Source organism: Hominimerdicola alba (genome assembly GCF_900112155.1).
GTDB classification, from domain to species: domain Bacteria; phylum Bacillota; class Clostridia; order Oscillospirales; family Ruminococcaceae; genus Hominimerdicola; species Hominimerdicola alba_D.
Map to the genome: position 1 here is coordinate 1 of NZ_FOKQ01000053.1, position 19,689 is coordinate 19,689.

Here is a 19,689-nt window from a genome sequence, read left to right on the forward strand (position 1 = left end):
ATGCTTGATACATAGGTCTTGTATGCTGCATTTCCCGGACAGGTATTCCTGTACTACCTGCATTTTCAATTCCTTGGGATACTTTTTATTGTGAGATGACAGTCGAATAGAGTCAAGTCCTTCACTCTGAGCACGCTTCACCAGCTGAATAAACGTTGTTGAACTTATCTTATGTTTCTTTGCTATCTCAGCAATGTTTCCTTTTCCATCGAGATATTCTTTTACTGCTGCTATTCTTTCTTCATCTGTCAACTTGCTTTTCCTTGGCATATAATAACCCCCTTAGAGTTCACACGTTTTTGTTTTTTCGTGTGTCCGCTCTAAGGGGATTATATCATTCTGCACAGCCTTGTATGATTTTTACTTATTGGATATTCTGCGGCGTCTGTTTCTTGCTACAGCCGTAACACCACCTACGGTGACAATAAGCATGGTAGCACCTGCTGCGCCCAGCCATATCCTTGTGTTGCCCACTGAGAAGTGCTCAACTTCAGAGATTATACGCATATTACCTGCCTTATCAACAAGTTTTGCACCTATGGAATAAGTACCTGCGGGAAGTGTCAGACACAGCTCATCGAGCTTTGCGTTGTAAGAAGCGCTGACATTCTTGCCGTCAACAGTTGCCTGCAGACCGTTTGCTGTGACTTCCTGACCGTTGACATAAACAACAGTTTCCTCATCATCAAGAATCTCACTTATATTTGAGAATGTTATGGTCTTTTCACCTGATCCTTTGAGCCAGCCCCAGTTGGAAAGATAATCGGGAACTGCACACTCTGGCTTGGTGTTATCGATGTACATCTCGCCCAGGTCAACATACTCGCCGTTGTTTTCAGCTCTCAGGTACAGTCTTGTATCTGTATCATCAGTGAAGTTTGTAGCGAAGAAGTCGCCGGATAGTCTGTACTTTATTGCATCGACCATGTAAAGCTCATCTTCGATCAGGCTCCTGCCTGCCACTGTTGCGTGAGTGTCGATCTCAGCTTCGGTATCCTTATCGACCAGAAGCAGCTTAGGCGATGTGCCTGCCTTTGAGAACATGACAATGTCAAGATCTTCAAAGCTTGTAGGCTGTTTTGAGATAGGACCATACTCGTCGTCCTCAAATGAGTACCAGCCTGTACCCTCTTCCTTGCTGCTGTTTTCGATGTATGCCAGCATTGGAGTGTTCATCATGCGGACGTAAGTGTTATCACTTACCTCACTCTTGTTGCCTGCCATATCAACTGCATACAGCTTAACTGAATATACGCCGTCCTTATCAAAATCGGGCACAGTATATCTGATAACGTCCTGCTCAAGAGCCTTTTCGGACTTCGAGATATCTATTGCCTTATCCTTTTCAAAGTCGCTGTATTTCTCGTCAGACTTTTTCTCTCCGGGAAGTATCTCGCCTATCTCCCTGCCGTCGCTGTAAGCAGGCTTAAAGGACGTCAGCTCATATTCCAGTCTGTAAAGGTTGGTGTCAGTAAATTCAACGTAAGGCGCTTCTTCTTCAAATCTGTCGATGTCGTACACTGCAAGAGCATTGTACTTATCCTTGGTCATTTCAGTATAATCGCCTTCGTTACGTGCGCCGAGAACAGGAACTGTGGTATCGACCTCGAATATATCGGTCTTGCGTTCAGATCCCTCTGCTATCTCGCCGCCGTTTCCTGCACGGTCCTCGGGGCTGATCTCGATCTTGTATACGCTGTCCTCATCGAGCTTAAATGTCAGCCTGTGAGAATCCTTAGCAGTATTGTGTGTCCAGTTGTACTCCGGATAAGTTTCAAACCACTCTTCGTTCTCATTCTCTTTGTGAGAGCTTCCTGCTAACTTGCTGAAAACTCTGATATTCAGGTCTTCTTCTTCAAAGTTCTTCTCGGTAACATTTACCTCGAATTCAGCTTTTCTGTCACCCTGATTGTTGTAGTAAAGCTCTGTGCTTCCGCTGATTTCATCGGGAGTACCTGTTTTGAAATCAGCAAAGTTATTTGTGATAACAGGCTTGGTCTTGTCGATGATGAGATGCTGTCCCGGATCGAATGTACCGGGATTGCCCGCAAGATCTTTATACTCGACTTTGACAGTGTAATCGCCGTCTTCCTTAAGATCAACTGTGGCTGTATGAGTGAGACCGTTGCCTGAATCGTCACCGCTCCAGGCAACTTTCTGCTCAACGCCGTTTACAAGTACCTTAGCATCAGAACCATTGAAGTTCTTCTCAACGATCGACAGGTTGACTTGCTGATCCTTATCGTAGTAAATACCGTTCTTGGCATCACCGCTGCCAAGAGAAGTAGTTACAGCAGGTGCTGTCAGGTCAAGGGAGTATTCTGCTACGCTGGACATAGTATTGCCTGCGTTATCTGTCATAGTGACATTGACCTGGTTGTCGCTTGCATCTGCCTCAACAAGAAGCTGGAATGATACCTCTGTTATAAGGTTTGCATCAGTGCTGATTATCTTCTCATCAACAGGATAATCACTTACCAGTGTCGTATCATAAGCGTTGATCTGACCGCTCTTATTGTCCTTGTCTATTGACCAGTTTATGTTGGATATACCCGAGAAGGTATCCTTGACAGTGACATTAAGAACCAGTGCATGATTATAGAATCCGTTTACCGAAGTGCCCACAGGTGTGATAGTAACAGTAGCGTGCTCAGAGTGGAGCTGATCGTCCTCAATAACTGTTCCGTTAGGACCCAGTATTTTAGAAGAGTGACCGACATTATCTGTTACCTCAGCCGCCAAATGACCCTTGAAACCCTTGGGGATCTCAAATTCAGCATAAGTTCCTTTAGTATCACTTCTCACCTTTTCGGGGTCAACCGGCCACGAAACAGGATCTCCGCCAACTTCGCGTGTCCAAAAAGTTATAGAATCTATTCCCGAAGAAACACCGGGGTCGTTCACATAAACTCTTGCAGTAGCTTTTTCCTTAAAGAAGTAGCCGTAAGTTTCGTCGTGCTCGAAAGGTGCTTCTTCAGATTCGCCGTTGATAATGAACTCAGTTATCTCGGGATCCTTCATATCGATAAAGAACTCCTCAGAAACTTTGTTAGAATTGCCTGCATTGTCAACTGCCTCTGCTATCAGGTTATAACGGCCTTCCTCAGTAATAGAATAATTATACTCGGCAACATCTTTTACAAATCTGACATCCTCAAAGTTAACTCCATTATATGAAGTTTCCTGCTGAATACGAGTGTCTTCGTTAGCTTTGTCACCATTGTAAACATTTACTTCTTTCAGACCGGACCTGTATACACCCAGATCCTTAGCCGATACTTTATAATCGACTTCACCTGAGTACCATATCTGATCATTGATCTTAGTATATTCGCTGCCAACGCCGACATTAAGACTTACTGTAGGCTTGCCATTCTCCATTGTCAGGAATACACGTTCATGAGCTGTTTCAGGATCTTCAAGAATGAGTTCACCTACATTTTTGCTTAATGAATTAGTAGTGAAATAGTAAGTGTTTGCATTATCCATGTTATCCCATACAGTTATCTTGGGATCACCTGTATAATAACCTTTGGTTTTATCAGGGATGTCTATACCACTAAATACAACCTTGCCCAATTTGCTGTCATAGGCACCTTCGTATGTTTGCTTTCCCCATACAAGTTGCGCTCCCTTAACTCCACAGCCGAGAGGGTTATCCTCTACAGAAATTGCGATAGCGATCTCCGAATTGCCGAAGATACCATACTTCCTATAATTCAGAGCTTCGCTCGCCTGATCAACGATCAAATCTCCGTCAACTGTTTTGGCCTTTGCAACTTCGTACTTTGCACCCTTTATGATAGGAGCGGTCTTATCAACATAAAATACCCGATACGCCTCAGGTACTTCATATTTTGATCCTGCAAGGTTGCTGACATATCCATCGATATGATATCTGCCTGTAGGCAGATCGGTAGGAATATTTATAGTGTCTTTCTTAACAGGCTCTTCGCCTTCGATATAGGATCTCTTACTGGTATGCTTTGAGTCTGTTCTTCCCTTATCGTCCGTAATAGTTATATGATGATCATTAAGTGCATCAGGATCACTGAACGTAAAATCAAAGGAATTTTCAGAAGAGTTGCCGAAGAACTGGGCATATTCCTTTCCGTCTACACGGTAAAAGTTCTGACCTTCACCATTAGCTTTAATTATAAAGCCAGGACGCTCACTGTTGATAACGAGTTTTACTTCGTTTTCTTCGTTTTCTGTCAGCGTAAGCACTTCACCGGTAATCTCATCGCCAAAATTCTCAACTGTTTTAAAGTAATAGGTTCTGATATTGCCTACCTTATCGGATACAGTTATAAAAGCTTTGCCGCTTATATAGGAGTCGAGTTCTTCAAATACATAGCTGTTTTCATTCAGCCTTGCTTTATAAACATTATCTCTGTTGTCTTCATCAATTATATGGAGCTGTATATCATCAGGGTTGATATTTTGGGGTATATTATCATCGACAGAAAGAGTGATAGTCAGACTTTCGTCTGAGAATATACCGAAAGGTGTATATTTAGGTTCAGGGCTGATCGTATATGTGTTACCTGAGATTCTTGGAGCTTCTCTATCAACAACAAATTTGTATTTATAGGTTTTTACATTGCCGTCAATATCGCTTATTTTGATCCATGCTGAATAAATGCCATCATCAGCGAGCGGTATCTCCGCCGATTGTACAGACAATGTTGGTTTATAGTAAACATCGCCTGCTGTATCTGCATTTTCATCATCGACAGGAACCGCAGTTGCCGTAACGTCAACATCTTTCACTTCATAAATTGTTTCGTTATCTTTCTTGATCTGAACCGAATACTTAGCAATACCCAGATCATCACTCAGATTGAACGCGATTCTGTTACCTTCATCGATGAGATAAGCATTTACAGTCTCATCCAGATCGGAATGATCGGCGTTATCATGGCTGACATTTTTATTGCCTTCAACTGGAGACATTGATGCATATGCGTCACGGTCGTCAGTCTTTGAATAGTAGAAATCCTCAGACAATTCAACACCCTTAGAATCAAACTGCCTATCCGATGCTGAAACAGTGAATTTATAATTGCCGTTATCCTTCAGATTGAGCATGGAGAAAGGTACGTATACAACATCTTTTTCAGGGGTGATGCCCTCAGGAACAGGGATCTGCGAAAGTTTAACATCACGGATCTGATCTCCATCTTTATCAGTCCACTTAACTTTTACAGAGCAATTTTCTATAGTATCGTCACTGACCTTAACCTTCAAATAAGAAGCATCACCGGTATAGGTATAATTTGTATACGGAAGATCGCTTAGCCCCTCATTTCCGTATTCCTGTGTTATAGCAGGAGTTTCTTCTCCTTTGTAAATATTTACAGTGCCGAGATACTCGAATTTGGGTATGCCCTTGTTGCTGAGTGAATATTGTTTGATCTCATGCTTACCGGATCTATCAAAGACATAGACATAAATAGTTTTATTGCACATCTCCGCTTCAAAAGGAAAACAAATATCAAAAGTACCGTCACTGCGGTAGAAAGGCTTAAGTTCATGACCCCGTTCTTTGAGTTCGTTCCATGTAGTGCATTCCTTACCGTATGAATAATATACCTTGTAAAGACAGTTAGCATCTTTTTTAATGGGCACATCATTTACGATGAAGATACCTGTTTTTGAAAAATTATCTGTCAAATATACAGGGTTAACGCAAAACCACGGAACTGCTTTAAGGTTACTTAAAATAAGATCATTTTTATCAAGCTTGTAGTGGTAAACTTTAGAAATTGATGCCATGTCCGAACCGGGCCACATAGCATAAAAACATATATAATGTTCGCCTTCCGGTAATGGATGATCATCCCTGATATCATATGTAGCTGCAAAACCATCCCTGATATCCGATTCTTTTGGCTCAAAACCTGTAGATTCGATCCTGTAAAAAAGGTTAGCACCCGGTTCAGTTGAAACCTCAAAATTTCCCAGATCCTTTACCCAGTTGTCATTTTCAGGAAAATCTACATCAAGCTTCGGTCTTAATGTGTGACCGTTCTCATTAGTAGCATTCTCATCGTTAGTTGTGTCCTCATCAGTAGTCGCCAGAGCGTCTTCGTCATCGGTAAGAGTTTCGTCTCTGAGAATATTATTGTCATTGATCCTTTCTCTATGCTCACCATTCATCAATGAATGAGCCAGACCTATAGGAACGCTGTTGTTCGAGACAATGGAAAGTGCTGCCGCCATGGCAAGGATCCTCTTTGCGATAGTCATACTCTTTTCTCCTTTCAACTAGTCCTTTTTTTCATACAGTATCCTGCTGAGCGCCTTATACGAAGTGCCGTTTTTATAGGGCTTTCCGATGGAGGAATATCTCCTGTACTTCTTCAGTCCAATATACACCGCATACAAGAAAAATGCCAGCGCCGCAGCGAAAAACAATTTCACAAGAAATATCAGTGCCGCAGAATTATACCTAATATCCCATTCGTTTATAAAATGCTCCAGTTCACCTGTGAACCACAGCACTCCCATTGCCAGGAGAAGCAAAATAAGCGATATGACAATGGTTATCAGGAATGGCTTTCTGCCGCGTTTGAAATACGCACCGAACAATTCGGCGAGTTTTGATAATAACCCATCTCTCATATTATACACCACGACCCTCAAAGCTGTCAAGATAATCTTTTACAGAATGCCTTACAATAGCATCAGGCTCATCACTGTCCTGCTGATCTGTGATCTTGTCTATCTTTTCATCCGTGTTGAGCTGCTTTGCAAGATAAACAAGCAGATTATTGTATTCTTCTCTGTCTCCGTACTCTACGAGAGCTTCATAACACTCGTTAGCATATCTCGGCTGTCTTGATTCATATATTTTTTCCAGAAGTTTGTAGCTGATACACTCGCTGTCTTCCTTGATATCAAGGTCAGCAGCAGCGGCGTATTCAGAGAACGCCAGGAGCACCTGTCTGTCGGTATTGCCAAGAAGTTCGTCAAACTGCCTACGTGAATACTCCTCATCGGGTATCATATCCAGCAGCTGCGCAAGATCTTCAGCTTCTTCCTCGCTCATAACTTTCTTATCGGTGCCTTCGTTCTCGTTATAATAAAAGTCATATATTCTTTCGTAGATCCTTTTTCTGCCATCGGGATCAGTAGCTTTCATCTGTTCCTCTGCAGCACGTCTAAGCGCGTCGTGTTTCGATACCTGATAGTTTTCCATGATGGAATCTATCTTATGGGCGGCAAAATATCCGCCGAAAAAGTACAGAAATCCCTGAAAGCACAGCAGCGTAACAAGAAGCCCCATAAACACAGCACTTACATTGAAAGAATTGCGCACCTTTATGTCATCAGTCCTCAGCACCGCAGGTGAACGCTCCCTTGCATCGATTATATCGTCCCTCAGCGTTGCATAGTCATGATAATAATTCTTATTGCTCTTATCAAAATAATTATATGACCTTGATCTTGTCGCCTTTTTGATTATCTGCTCCAGCTTTTCGTAGAAATGCACGGAAGCCAGCGAAAGATCGCGGTTGCAGTAAGTATCCTCGTTGAGCATGATCGAGGTATCAAAAAATGTCTGATAGTGATAGCCTCTGAGGAACTTCTTGCGGTATTCCGCGTTGTTCATGTACAGCACAAAAATGTTCATACACTCCCACAAAGTCGCTCCCAGAGAGAATATATCGCTCTCTACCGTCAGACGGCAGGCACCCTTCAGTTCTTCGTTCAGATTCTCTGAAGTAAAGTGAGCGTGGGGTACCATTTCAAGGTTGTAGGCTTCGGGAGCAGCATATCCTACTGTACCGTATTCCTCCAGGCTTTCTCCGCCAAACTGTACCGTTACATAATCCTTGCCGTAATCCATATAGTTAGCTCTGCCGAAGTCGATAAGCACCACTTCGTTGCCGGCATTGGTTATCATGATATTATCAGGCTTGATATCCATATGGAGTATCCTGTTTCTGTGCATATAATCAAGCACATCACAGAGCTTTACAGCGAAGTTGTATATAACACTCTGAAAACGCAGACAAAAATCATTGTCGGTAACATACTTTTTAGTACGCATCTTGCTTTCATCGCTGTAATCATTGAAACCTGTAACAGCCTGGTTCGATCTCATTACCAGCGGAAAATCACCGTATTCAAGACAGAATTCTTCCAACGTTTTGCCTTCGATGAATTCCTCAACAACGCAGAAGAAACCGTGACGATCAATATAAAACTCATCTTCGCCATCGGCTACGTGTTCAAACTTTATCGAAAAATCACCAAGATCTTCTATCAGATCGTATATCCTGACTACTGAACGGCAGCCCTGAAGATCGTTGAATATCTTAAGATCCTTACTTTTGAAACGCCTAAGTATCCTGTCATTGGTTCCTCGTCGCTTGAATTTGAGCACACAGCTCATGCGGATATTCTCACTGGAGATACCCTCTGCCGCTCTTATGCCTTTATATACTATACTTTCTGTACCACGTGCAATAAAGCCATCACCGTATCTGTACAGATCCTGATAGCTGGTATCTATTGTGTAAGTAAATTTAGTACCGTGTATCTGCATAAAGCTGCGCTGCTCCTATCCGATCAGTCTTCGTCTATAAATCCGAGCAGATCAAATATATTGACCTGAAATTTCTCTTCGACTTTCTTTTCGGTCTCATATTTCCTAGTCTGCACCTGAACAACTTTTTCCTGCGGGTCGAATTCCTCTTCCTGCTGATAATTATCCGTGCTGTTTACAAAACCATTTGCCATAACAGACCATTATTCCCCATCAGTTTCGTCATTAGCCATTTTTCTGATCTGCTCTCCAAGCTCGGCATCCATATCGCTGATCGACTGCCTTACATTGCTTATACCATCTGTATTGAGTGCATCCACGGCACTGTTCATGTCGCCTATCTTTTCAAGGATATGATCTGTTTCATACTTATACTCGTCAGCACCTTCACCTTGCCAAGATTCCAGCAAAGTTTCATTAATAGTGTTAAATGTCGTTTTTAGATCTTCAAATTTACCAACAAGCTCCTGTGCTTTAGTTTGAAGTTTAGATATCTCAGTAGTATCAACAACCTTAAACACAGCGTCATTAACTACAAATTCGTCTGCCATCAGAAATCCTCCTCTTGTATCATCTTAAACTTTTTCAGGCTGTCCGCCTCTACGTCATAAAAATATCCATCGCCCTTTTCACAGAGCGCATAGTCTGCTTTGAGCATCTTTACATCGAGATCACCGAATATGGTCTTCTGTCCTTTCTCCGCTACGAACTCAGCGATATTGTCAAGCACAAAAGCCGTATGTACCAGAGTATTGAACTTATCGTTCATCTCGATATCCGACATTTTCCTTACATCCGAGAAAATGAATATGTAATCCCTTTCCTCAGCCATATCGGAAAGTATCGGCATAATGTATTCAAGAAACTGCTTGTTCTCGCGCACCGAGCTGTATACCAGCTTGCTGTGGAGTACGAAAACGGTGGGGTCACGGAAAGTTTCCAGACACCCTATGGGTACGTTCGGATTTCTCTCCAGCATGGAAAGATATTCCTTGCCCGTGTAAAGCAGGCTCGCAAAGTTGCCTACGTCTACACATTCCTCGTGTATGTATTTTATAAGCTGCTGCATAGGAGACAGCTTTGATCCCTGTGGTATCACAGGCTTGCTGATCTCAGGGGGCTTTGCAAATCTGGGTTCAGCCTTCTGTCCGCTGAAAAAGCTGCTGCCTGCCGATGTCCTTCCAGCCATCATTGCTGATGCCGCCGAGGGTACAGGTTCAGGCTCTTTCGGCGTTTCCTTTTCCTTTTCCAGCTCGCTCCTAGCCACATACTGTGATATGTATTTTGCAGCGGGGAACTTATCTTTGAGCATCTTCAGCTGACCGCGTCCGTCATCGAAAAGTACAAGCTTTCTTTTGTCGTGTTCCATCAGGCTCGTAACTATCCTGTCCAGCAGCTGATCCTGACCTGCACCGCGCTTAGCGTATACCGCCAGAAAACGCGAATCCTTGAAATTCACCACAACAGGCTTGAAATCAACATAGTCGAGTCCTACAGCAACTTCATACTGCGGATCTGTTATATCCTGCTCGCCTTCCAGCTGATGATGGTACTCAGCCACTCCGAAGGTCTGGGGAAATATCTTGTACTTCTCCACCTGTTTACCGAAGCACTTATTGTCCGCATCGTACTGAAACTTCTTGTGGAGATTTATCCTGAAATCGCCCTTGTTGATATCCTCTGCGAAGTTGCAGTGTATCTCGTAGGGAGCGTTTATATTGTAAGTACCCGTTATCTCGTGATACTTTCCCTTGCGGTCCTTTTCACGAAGTCTCATGGTTATATTCGCAAAACCGCGTCCAGGAATGTTACCTATACTGGATACCTTTCCGCTGAATATTTCGCCGTACCTGTCGTTTGAAAGGTTAAGCGCTATCTTCTGCCCGAGGTTGTTTATGTATGAACTCATTCCCTTGTTCTCCGACGCAGTTACCACTACGGAGATGCCTTTCGACAGACCGTCACGGCAAAGTCTTGCAAACTTTTCCTGATAGCCCTGATACCTCGGCTCATCAAGGAATGAATTGAAGTTGTCTATAAAAAATGTTATGTGCTTTGGCTGACCATCCTTTTTAGCAGCAAATCCCACGCCCTGCAAAGCCCTTGTGTTTTCTTTCAGCTTTGTTTCAAGTATCTTGAAAACACGCTTTACGTACTCTTCGTTGGAATTGTCAAAATACGCCGATACCAGCGGCATAGTCTGATAATCAGCCAGTGCGCCGCCGAAATCGAGTATGAATATCTGCTCATTCTCCACATTCATTTTTTTGTGAAGAATATTGATTATAAGCCTTATAAGATTAGTCTTGCCGCTCTGTGGAGAACCGAACAGGATTATATTCGACTTCAACAGATCGACCTCGAAATCAGGCTGCTTCTGCAGAATGGGAACATCGTATTTTCCAAGCTGAACTATGATGTTTTCCGTCATCTGTCAGATACCCTCCCATTCTGTCTTGTCCATTACTGATTCAACATCAGCCTTGAGCGGATTGAGGAAGAGCTGTATCGAAGGCTCATAATCATCTTTCAGTGCGTTTATAGTGTTGATGATATAGTTGAGCTGGTTGTCGTCCTCATTAACGCTCTTGTTCTGTTTTGCCATTCTTATATTATCTTTTTTGGAATTATAGAAGCTGTCATCAAAGCCGCCGCATTCGGGCACCATGGTCATATTGACATCGCCCTTTATGGAAAGGTTCCTGTTTGCACCGGTGTATGCAGACTGGAAATACTCATATCTGCTTCCTGTGCCTACCAGTATGTACGCTCTTCCGTGACCGGGCATAGTTGCCGCAGCCGCATCGGGCGTACCTATCATATCCTTTGATGCACTCTTGGTCGCAACTTTAAGACATATCCTCGCCTTGGAGTTTACACGTATATCTTCGGTTATAGCACCCTCGATGTTCTGCGATACCAGTATGATATGGAATCCCAGAGTTCTGCCCACACGGGCTATCGTGGTGATATCCTTGATAAAGTCTATATCGTTGCTCTCGCTTGAAAATCTTTTCAGCTCCGTGAACTCGTCCACTATCAGCAGCAGGTGCGAAAGGGGCTTGGGTTCGGGGTTTTCGGGATCACAAGCTTTTATCCTGTTATCCTTGTTTATGAATTCCTTCTTTATCGAGGTCAGAGTCCTTGTACCGTTCTGTATTTCCTCGCGGTATTTAAGGACTGTCTTTCTCGTCCTCATATACGAATCGATATTATCCGTATCAAGCTCCTTCAGCACAACCTCGCGCCTCTTTATCTCGGCGTTCAGAGTCTCAAGGAATCGCTTCAGCATATATTCGGGAGCTATGCCCTCTGCTTCACCTGTGGTATTGGTAACGGCACCTACCAGATGCGGCAGATTGCCCAGTCTGTCTGAGAAGCCGCCGCCCTTCATATCTACCAGCATGAAATTCAGCTCATCAGGTCTGTACTTCATACAGCAGCCGATAACGTAGGTTATCAATGTTTCGGATTTACCTGAACCGGTAGTACCCGCAACAAGACCATGAGGACCGTCTCCGTTCTGGTGCATATCCAGATAAGTGACACCATGCTCGTTCTTGCCTATGGGTACACTAAGCCCCTTGGTGATATCGTTCTGCGGAGAATCCCAGTAATCCTTGATCATCGTGTAAACCCTGCTCTGAGCCGGGTCTTCTGTGACAGATTCCTGGTCTATGTCCCATATCTCAAAAAGCGATACCACATCGGGCACCTTGCCGTTTTCAGCTATACGCTTGTAGTACAGCGAGCTCAGCTGCCTGTAAGCAGTGCCGAATTCTTTCTTAACATCGACCCTGCAGGTATTGTTGTTATGGTCAAGATACTGAAAATGATCCTTGAAAAGGTAATCACTCTCGAATCTCTTTTTATCTACCATACTGCTGGTATCAGCAGCATTGCTGTTGTGTGCCAGTGTTTCACGTGAAAGCACGTTGTAACGCCTTGTAAGCTCGCCTCTCGGCCCCGTGCAAAGCTCTATCATGCTGCTACAATACTTAGGAAGCATACCCTTTTTGTCTTTCAGAAATATGAAAGACAATCCAAGCTGATTCTTGAAATCCTCACCCTGCTTAGGGGGCTCAGGCAGAAATCTGGAAAATACAGTTTCCTTGATATCGTAGTCATCAAACATTATGCAGACTATCTGGGTGAAATTCGGATCCTCGGCTTTTTCATCGCCGCCATCACCGTTATCATCATTAGTTTTTATGCTTCCGCTTCTATCGTTCATTATGCCAAACAGAGCACTGTAAACATCGCCAGCGCTCTTCTTGTCAAATACGAACTGAGTAAGCGAATTGCCGAACAGCTCGTTAGTATGCGGAAGGTATTTATAATTTTCTATCGTGCGGTCACGCTCATCGATATCATCAGTACGCTTGAAAAAGAAAACAAACTGAAGATTCTCCGGCGAGTGATAGTATGAAAGCTCAAAAACTACATGTCGGATAAAATTCAGCGCAGGATCACCCTCGCTGTTGACCTTTTCATCACTGACAGGATCGTATATAACGCCAAGTGCACCGCAGTTTTTCATCTCAAAAAGAAGCGGCGGAAGATTCTTAGGATTCTTGTAATCTCTCAAATATCTGAATCCTACCCTGCTCCTGCTGGTACTGCTGTTATCAGTAGTACCTATATCCGCAGGATCATTGTGCGCCAGATCATACGCTAGCTCCGAAAGCAAAAGCTCGTCCCTGTTGTTAACATCAACTATGTTTTTGAGATCTTTATTGCCTTTCTTCTTATCCTTTTTGCGTAACTTCCTCTGACTTTTACGTAGCTTTGCCCTTGCTTTTTCATCGGGCTGATCTATCCTGAAAACAAAGTGAGTATCGTTTGTCGGATTGACGATCTGCTCCAGCCTATAAGTTATAGGCTCCGATAGACCCTCATCCTTTTTCTCAGCGCTTATGGTGAACATAGGCTCGATCTGCCTTGACTGACCGAGGGATATCATAAGATAGTCATCATCATTGTGCGAACGCGAGAATATGGCATCCGAGGCATTGCGCACACCATCAAAAAGCTTGGAAACATTCGGATATACAGTATTCATGTACTGTATGTCCTGCCTCTGATAATCCTCTATCTGCTTGAGCTTTTTCAGTATGTAGCTCTCGTAGTTGCTCACCCAGTCATCAGCATTGCGTATGGACTTTCTTCGCTGGCTTATGCCGTTTACCAGCATAGTAGTCGCAGATACAAGACCCATTCCCACTGACATGATTATCATGGAATTTCCCATACTTGCCATTGCGCTGCCACCCATATAACGCATACCTACACGCATACCTACACCCATCATAATGGATATCATAGAAGTTAGCATGGAACCGCCCAGCGCACCGCCCTCTATCTTGGGATATTCGCCCGCAGGCGCTATCTCTATCACCGAAGGTTCAACAACATTGATATCGCGGGTACTAATGTTGTATTCAAGATTTTTCTCCTTTACAACATAAGATGGCGATGTCATCTGCTTGTCGTCGCTGTCGGTAAAGATATACGGTCCCTCTGCTTTTACAGCATTAAGATCGAAATCCAGAACCGAAGCCGTAACGATACCAAGTTCTTCCAGTGTAAGATCATATATCTTAACGTTTTCAGCATCGTTATATTCTGCAATTATCCTGTTGAAATCAATGCAGCTTTCAGTTATAATCTCCTGCTTGATATCCTTGCACTCGGTAAAGCCGATGGACTTGTACTTTATATTGATAAAAGGGTATTTCTGAAGATACTCTTTCATTATCTCAAAGCACTCTGTCATCGAAAGATCAACCTGACCGTAGTCGAAACCGCTCCTGGCTTTTTTCTTCAGTCCATAGAATATACCCTCTGTCAGTTCACGAAGGGTTATGCTTTTCAATACAAGAAATGTCAGCTCGCGCGACTTTACATATGTGCCTCCGTCGCTTTTGGAAAATCGCGCAGAAACCATTATCTCATTGTTTTTCATTTGCTAACTCACTCCGCAGTTTTCTCAGGATCTCTGCCGTCTCCGATTCGATATCTGTGCTTATCTGTGGCACTACCACTTTCACTCCCACAGGTTTTGCAATTTCAGGCTTAACAAAGTTTACTGATGCCACTTCGGGTACTACTGGTTCAACTACCTGAGCCGTAGGTGTTCTTGTAAACTTCCCTGCCTCAACAGGAGATATCTCGGGTACAAATACCTTAACAGGAGTTACAGGCTCTCTTACAGGCTTCACAAATTCGACCTTGCTGACTTCGGGAACCACCTTTTTGATTTCCCCGATAGCAGACCTCTCGGGCTTTTTAAAGTCGACCTTGCTTACCTCGGGAACTACCTTTTTGATCTCCCCGATAACAGGCTTCTCAGGCTTTTTAAAGTCTACCTTGCTGACTTCGGGAACCACCTTTTTGATCTCCCCGATAACTGGTTTCTCGGGCTTTTTAAAGTCTACCTTGCTTACTTCGGGAACTACCTTCTTGATCTCCCCGATAACAGGCTTCTCGGGCTTTTTGAACTCGACCTTGCTTACTTCGGGAACCACCTTTTTGATCTCCCTGATAACTGGTTTCTCGGGCTTTTTAAATTCTACCTTGCTTACCTCGGGAACTACCTTCTTGATCTCTCCAATAACTGGCTTTTCGGGCTTTTTAAACTCGACCTTGCTTACTTCGGGAACTACCTTCTTGATCTCCCCGATAACAGGCTTCTCGGGCTTTTTAAACTCAACCTTGCTTACTTCGGGAACTACCTTCTTGATCTCTCCGATAACTGGTTTCTCGGGCTTTTTGAACTCGGTCTTTTTAACGTCCGGAGTTACCACCTTGAATCCCTTGACCTTTACAGGTTCGGGAGCTACGAACTTACGTCCGCTCACAGTAGGTACAAACACCTTGTAGCCCTCAGGTTTCTTCATTTCGGGTACTTTATACTTACCCTCAGCCACCTGCGGCACAGGAACTTTCGGCGCATCGACCGGCTTTCTTTCGATCTCTTCAAAGTGAACTTCTGCAGGCTTGATTATTTTCGGGAATGTCAGTTTTACTTTCTTTTTAGACAGATCGAGATTTGACAGTCTCTCAAGAATCGTCGCAAAACGCATCCTTTTACAATACATATCATATTCGCGTTCATAGATTTCTCTTTGATCGGGAGTCAATCTCTCTATCTCTTCTTCACTCAATACCCGAAATGCCATTAATTTCACCTCATTAATATGTCATAAAAGACATACGATCCAAAAAAACTAAAAAAACTGATAACTTCAATGAATAAAAAGCACCGCTCACAAAACAGAACAACTTCAAAGCTATCAGACAAATTACTGCCATATATAATTGTAAAGCTGAATGCAGCAGTATGCCATAAAGACATATCTGCTGCTTACCAGCTCAACTCAGCACTGTCCCCGCAACACTGCGGAAGAATGCTTTAAAGATCCGAAAAGGATATTACTGTGAACCGCCCTTGATGCTCTCAGCTATGCTGTGGTCAACCGAAGCAAACTGTGAACGGTTAGTTTCGATCAGATCACCGAAGCCCGTTACCATTGCGGGTATACCGCTCTCCTCACTGCTTACGAGATCACGGATATTGTTGTTGAAGAACTCTTCAAGAGCATCCTTAGCCTCGCCCTTCATGTCAGCGATAGCTGCATTGAAGGAATTAACAAAGGTTGTACCTGCTGTTAAGAACTCATCCTTTACAGTAGTCTTGATGTTGTTAGCTGCGTCCTTGACCTCAGCATTTTTGATCATACAATCCATGGTATAGTTCTCCTTTCTGTTATATCACTGTCTGTTTACTTTACCAAGCTCGTTATCTACACCTGCATCGCCTGGGATCTGATCGCGAGCAGCCTCGCAAAAGCCCTTCAGAGCATCCACGAGCTGATATACGCTGCCGGTATCCTTTTTCAGCATAGCCTCTATCTTATTTGTATAGAATTCCTGCAGACCATTTGCAGCGTCACCTGTAAAGTTTGCTGTAACATTTGCGTACTGTGTATTCAGATTACTAAAAGCGCCATCGATTGCTTCCTTGTAAGCTGCGATCGCATTCAGCGCATCTGTCATCATCTGAGTTGACATGTTCACAGTACCCTGAGTACCCATTGTTCCTACATCCTGATTTACATCAGCCATTTTCAAATACCTCCTTGAAAACTCTCATTGTTCTGCCGCATCTGCGGCTGTTATTTTTATTTGATCACAGGTATTTTTTTATCCTGTGATATTAACTTGTTAATATTAAGTAGTGATACCCTCTACGAGAGTATTGAAATCATCGAATATTTTCTTGTAATAGCCGTCGCCATCGTCACTTACGGTAATCGGCTGACCATCACAAGTAGTAAGAGGTTCATTGATAACGATCTGCAGCGTATTATACACCTGTTGTATAACGATTTTCAGATTATCGATCGGATCCAATATAACATTCTGACTTGCATCCGTAAGTTCATCTCCAGTTTCACACTGGAGCGCTTCCGCAAAGTCCTTAAACAGTTGCTCAAATTCACCTTTCAGATCATCTGCGCTATGCCAAAGATTTTTCAGAGCCTCTATAGCTGTATCAAAAGCATCGTCGTTGATCTTAACGTCTTTTTTAAGTTTCGCCATTCTCTGCTCCCTCCTCTGACTTCTTCTGAGCATCTCTTATCTGCTTCATCAGCGGCTCTCTTACATTCTTAGAGAGTGTTCTGCAGTAGCTTATAGCCTCATCATATTTTTCCTGATCTATATAACATTGTACCTTAAAGCTGAATACTGTTATATCCGAAGGATCCTTGATGATCTGCCTGTTGTAGTACCTTATGAGCTCATCATACAGTCTTTCGGGATCAGGTGCGCCGCTGTCTACGCGGGCTTTGGTTTCCATATATCTCGCCGTATTCACAAGAGCTGCTTCCTTGCTGCTCTGGAGTTTTACAGCATATTCCAGCACTCTGTCATTTTTATTGAGAGCAGCGTATGCAGTCATATAAAGCAGGTTCATCTTGTCCCTGACTTCGTCGCTAAGCTCTCTCGGTTCATTCGGGAGCTTGTACTTCTCGGGTTTGTCATCGGGTATAGGCGTCATCATGTCGGGATCAACAGGTTCCTGTTCCTCCTGCATCGACTTTGCTGCCATAGCCTCGGCTTCCCTGTTAAGCTCTTCAGAACTCATGCCATCATACTTAGCAGAATTTGCTGCAAAATACGCATCGCTCAGCGGTGATTCAAACTCAGGCGGTTCTACCCACGGCAGTACCGAAAATCCGCTGTTGAACGACTGTACAGGCTGATCGGCAGCCTGCAGCATCTGCAAGGCTTCCTCATTCTTGCCTGTCTGTAAGCATATTTCAGCACTCTGCAAATAAGCATTCACAACTTCACCGACATCGGGCTTTGTTTCTTTAAGTCCCATGTCCAGCATACACAGCGCAGCCACGAGATGATCGTTATTATTGTCCTTTTTGAACATCTCTCTCTCGTAGTCAGAAACACTGAAATAGTAATCCATCGGGAGTTCTTTGACATATTTCTTCGCTCTAAGCAGTTCCTTGTTGGCTTCCTCATACTGTTCAAAATTCACCAGTATCGTGTAAGCTAGTTCATAACCGTCATATGAAGTCGGAGCAAGCTGTTTTATCGTGTTAGCTGTCCTGAGTGCATCACCGAACTTGCCCGCCATCGAGCAAGCTACGGTTTTGTACATCAGCAATTCCAGGTCAACCATACCCGATTCCTGAGCCTTGATATAATTTACAATAGCGTCCTCATACCTTCCAAGCTCCTGATCTACCATAGCGAGTGTCCTGTACATACCGCTAAGGTGATCCTCAGATATCTCATGTCTTTCAGCTTCTCCGAAAGCCTCCAGCGCTTTCATCGTGTCGCCGTTGCTGCCGTAAGCTACGCCAAGCTCCACATATCTGTCGCCGTTATCAATATCGCATTGTACAGCTTTCTGAAAGTAGAATATAGCTTCTTTGTAGTTTTCCATTGCCTGATAGGCTTTAGCCGCCAGTTCCAGCGGATCGGGATCCTGAGGTCTTAACTTATGACCCTCAACGCCATACTCTGCAGCCGTCTTGAAATCTGCCGTAACAAAGGCATTTTTTCCGACTGCCATCAACTCATCAAATTCCAATTTATCACCTTCCTGTTGTTCTCTTTTTTTACAGTTGCGGACTTTTGTCCTGTCCGTTTCTGCATATAGATATCTTTAATATATTGTATCTATCAATGTATAATCTGTAGCGCAGACTTTACAGTATCGCTGAAGAGTTCACAAACGTCTCCGTTTTTGTGGTGAGATCCTGTGCTCCTTTGACCTTATCTTCTATGTATCAATTAAATATCGGCAGTTTTTCAAGGCTCTTGATACCCTGCTGCTCACGGTCACTCAAACCTGTTTTAGGAAGTATGAATTCATTAAAAATAAACTCGGGAACTTTACTACGCAGATCACTTAAGCATTTATTATCAAAGGAATTATGGAACATATTATTCATAGTATTCATATATCTATTATAATCGCCCATTACACTGCTGCGGAAATCATGATTAACACCGGGAATATTACTGGTCAGAATACGTGATGTTTCCGCTCCGCCATCGGTAGCTCTGTATGCCCAAGATGGAACAACTGTTACATTTGCAGTTCCGGCTGCATCGCCGGCACCGGTACTAAGTGTAAAACCATTGTGTCTCAGAGCATCATAGAGATCATCTCCGCTTGAGATATTATTTATATCAACTCCCGTGCTATCCAGCAGCTGTCTGGAAAGATTTTCATTTCCCTTGACTGAATTAAGGAAAGCATCTCCGGAATTTCCGGTTCCGGTAGGAACATTAACATCCATTCCCTTAAAAGTAGCTCCGTTGGTAGTAAGAGTGTTGTTCTCCATGAATTTCTCAAGTTCATTTCTGTTTGTGTCAATCAGATTATCATAGCGCTGCATATTTGTTCCATCACCCAAGCTCGGGATATTATTCAATCCAAGGAGCTTGTATGCAGTTTCATTCAGTGCAGCTCCACGCTGACCACTCTTGTAAGCTCGCCAAAGATCCCTACCATTCTTCAGATCGTCCAGACCTATCAGTTTTCCGCCCCATTTAAGTGCTCCATCACGTAAGAATTTCAGACCGTTTTTAAGACCTCC

Annotated in this window: 15 protein-coding genes; 1 reads left to right on the forward strand and 14 read right to left on the reverse strand. The window is 43.4% G+C overall.

The window, feature by feature from the left end:
- The 9 genes from BM265_RS17545 to BM265_RS17580 all read right to left on the reverse strand — a co-directional run.
- Nucleotides 1-270 (reverse strand): transposase (locus BM265_RS17545; RefSeq protein WP_143098774.1); only part of this gene is annotated, 270 nt, incomplete at its 3' end.
- Nucleotides 271-360: 90 nt separating this feature from the next.
- Complete coding sequence (locus tag BM265_RS17550; protein WP_074963259.1) at nucleotides 361-6,252, reverse strand: hypothetical protein; 5,892 nt, start codon at nucleotides 6,250-6,252, stop codon at nucleotides 361-363.
- A gap of 18 nt (nucleotides 6,253-6,270) precedes the next feature.
- Nucleotides 6,271-6,627, reverse strand: coding sequence for a hypothetical protein (locus tag BM265_RS17555; RefSeq protein ID WP_074963260.1), 357 nt, complete (start codon nucleotides 6,625-6,627; stop codon nucleotides 6,271-6,273).
- Nucleotide 6,628: 1 nt separating this feature from the next.
- Nucleotides 6,629-8,557: a protein kinase domain-containing protein gene (locus BM265_RS17560; RefSeq protein WP_074963261.1), complete on the reverse strand. Its 1,929-nt coding sequence runs from the start codon at nucleotides 8,555-8,557 to the stop codon at nucleotides 6,629-6,631.
- A 23-nt stretch (nucleotides 8,558-8,580) separates the two neighbouring features.
- Nucleotides 8,581-8,751, reverse strand: a complete 171-nt coding sequence (locus tag BM265_RS20260) for a hypothetical protein (RefSeq protein WP_177219631.1) — start codon at nucleotides 8,749-8,751, stop codon at nucleotides 8,581-8,583.
- A 9-nt stretch (nucleotides 8,752-8,760) separates the two neighbouring features.
- Complete coding sequence (locus BM265_RS17565) at nucleotides 8,761-9,108, reverse strand: hypothetical protein (RefSeq protein ID WP_074963262.1); 348 nt, start codon at nucleotides 9,106-9,108, stop codon at nucleotides 8,761-8,763.
- Nucleotides 9,108-10,988 carry an FtsK/SpoIIIE domain-containing protein gene (locus BM265_RS17570; RefSeq protein ID WP_074963263.1) on the reverse strand — a complete coding sequence of 627 codons (1,881 nt, stop codon included), beginning with the start codon at nucleotides 10,986-10,988 and terminating at the stop codon, nucleotides 9,108-9,110. The genes BM265_RS17565 and BM265_RS17570 overlap by 1 nt, the downstream gene beginning before the upstream one ends.
- A gap of 3 nt (nucleotides 10,989-10,991) precedes the next feature.
- Nucleotides 10,992-14,522: an FtsK/SpoIIIE domain-containing protein gene (locus tag BM265_RS17575; RefSeq protein ID WP_074963264.1), complete on the reverse strand. Its 3,531-nt coding sequence runs from the start codon at nucleotides 14,520-14,522 to the stop codon at nucleotides 10,992-10,994.
- Nucleotides 14,509-15,738 carry a hypothetical protein gene (locus tag BM265_RS17580; RefSeq protein WP_074963265.1) on the reverse strand — a complete coding sequence of 410 codons (1,230 nt, stop codon included), beginning with the start codon at nucleotides 15,736-15,738 and terminating at the stop codon, nucleotides 14,509-14,511. The genes BM265_RS17575 and BM265_RS17580 overlap by 14 nt, the downstream gene beginning before the upstream one ends.
- Nucleotides 15,739-15,807: 69 nt before the next feature.
- On the opposite strand from BM265_RS17580, the gene BM265_RS20470 reads away from it, so the two are divergent.
- Nucleotides 15,808-15,975 carry a hypothetical protein gene (locus tag BM265_RS20470; RefSeq protein WP_207647011.1) on the forward strand — a complete coding sequence of 56 codons (168 nt, stop codon included), beginning with the start codon at nucleotides 15,808-15,810 and terminating at the stop codon, nucleotides 15,973-15,975.
- 16 nt (nucleotides 15,976-15,991) lie between these two features.
- Here the strand turns inward: BM265_RS20470 and BM265_RS17585 are convergent, their stop codons facing one another.
- The 5 genes from BM265_RS17585 to BM265_RS20265 form a co-directional block, all read right to left on the reverse strand.
- On the reverse strand, nucleotides 15,992-16,306 hold the full coding sequence (locus BM265_RS17585; RefSeq protein WP_074963266.1) for a hypothetical protein: 315 nt from the start codon (nucleotides 16,304-16,306) through the stop codon (nucleotides 15,992-15,994).
- A gap of 24 nt (nucleotides 16,307-16,330) precedes the next feature.
- Nucleotides 16,331-16,684, reverse strand: a complete 354-nt coding sequence (locus BM265_RS17590; RefSeq protein WP_024856248.1) for a hypothetical protein — start codon at nucleotides 16,682-16,684, stop codon at nucleotides 16,331-16,333.
- Between the two features lie 105 nt (nucleotides 16,685-16,789).
- Nucleotides 16,790-17,161 (reverse strand): hypothetical protein, encoded by a 372-nt coding sequence (locus BM265_RS17595; RefSeq protein ID WP_074963267.1) that lies wholly within the window; start codon nucleotides 17,159-17,161, stop codon nucleotides 16,790-16,792.
- On the reverse strand, nucleotides 17,148-18,674 hold the full coding sequence (locus tag BM265_RS17600; RefSeq protein WP_074963268.1) for a tetratricopeptide repeat protein: 1,527 nt from the start codon (nucleotides 18,672-18,674) through the stop codon (nucleotides 17,148-17,150). The genes BM265_RS17595 and BM265_RS17600 overlap by 14 nt, the downstream gene beginning before the upstream one ends.
- Nucleotides 18,675-18,873: 199 nt before the next feature.
- Nucleotides 18,874-19,689, reverse strand: an 816-nt coding sequence (locus tag BM265_RS20265; RefSeq protein ID WP_177219632.1) for a hypothetical protein, incomplete at its 5' end; no start/stop codon positions are given.

Excerpts from the sequence above, each read along its gene's own strand:
- BM265_RS17585 (WP_074963266.1), bottom strand. The coding sequence starts at position 16,306 with ATGGATTGTATGATCAAAAATGCTGAGGTCAAGGACGCAGCTAACAAC.
- BM265_RS17590 (WP_024856248.1), bottom strand. The coding sequence starts at position 16,684 with ATGGCTGATGTAAATCAGGATGTAGGAACAATGGGTACTCAGGGTACT.
- BM265_RS17555 (WP_074963260.1), bottom strand. The coding sequence starts at position 6,627 with ATGAGAGATGGGTTATTATCAAAACTCGCCGAATTGTTCGGTGCGTAT.
- BM265_RS17560 (WP_074963261.1), bottom strand. The coding sequence starts at position 8,557 with ATGCAGATACACGGTACTAAATTTACTTACACAATAGATACCAGCTAT.
- BM265_RS17570 (WP_074963263.1), bottom strand. The coding sequence starts at position 10,988 with ATGACGGAAAACATCATAGTTCAGCTTGGAAAATACGATGTTCCCATT.
- BM265_RS17580 (WP_074963265.1), bottom strand. The coding sequence starts at position 15,738 with ATGGCATTTCGGGTATTGAGTGAAGAAGAGATAGAGAGATTGACTCCC.
- BM265_RS17595 (WP_074963267.1), bottom strand. The coding sequence starts at position 17,161 with ATGGCGAAACTTAAAAAAGACGTTAAGATCAACGACGATGCTTTTGAT.
- BM265_RS17565 (WP_074963262.1), bottom strand. The coding sequence starts at position 9,108 with ATGGCAGACGAATTTGTAGTTAATGACGCTGTGTTTAAGGTTGTTGAT.
- BM265_RS17575 (WP_074963264.1), bottom strand. The coding sequence starts at position 14,522 with ATGAAAAACAATGAGATAATGGTTTCTGCGCGATTTTCCAAAAGCGAC.
- BM265_RS17550 (WP_074963259.1), bottom strand. The coding sequence starts at position 6,252 with ATGACTATCGCAAAGAGGATCCTTGCCATGGCGGCAGCACTTTCCATT.
- BM265_RS20470 (WP_207647011.1), top strand. The coding sequence starts at position 15,808 with ATGAATAAAAAGCACCGCTCACAAAACAGAACAACTTCAAAGCTATCA.
- BM265_RS20260 (WP_177219631.1), bottom strand. The coding sequence starts at position 8,751 with ATGGCAAATGGTTTTGTAAACAGCACGGATAATTATCAGCAGGAAGAG.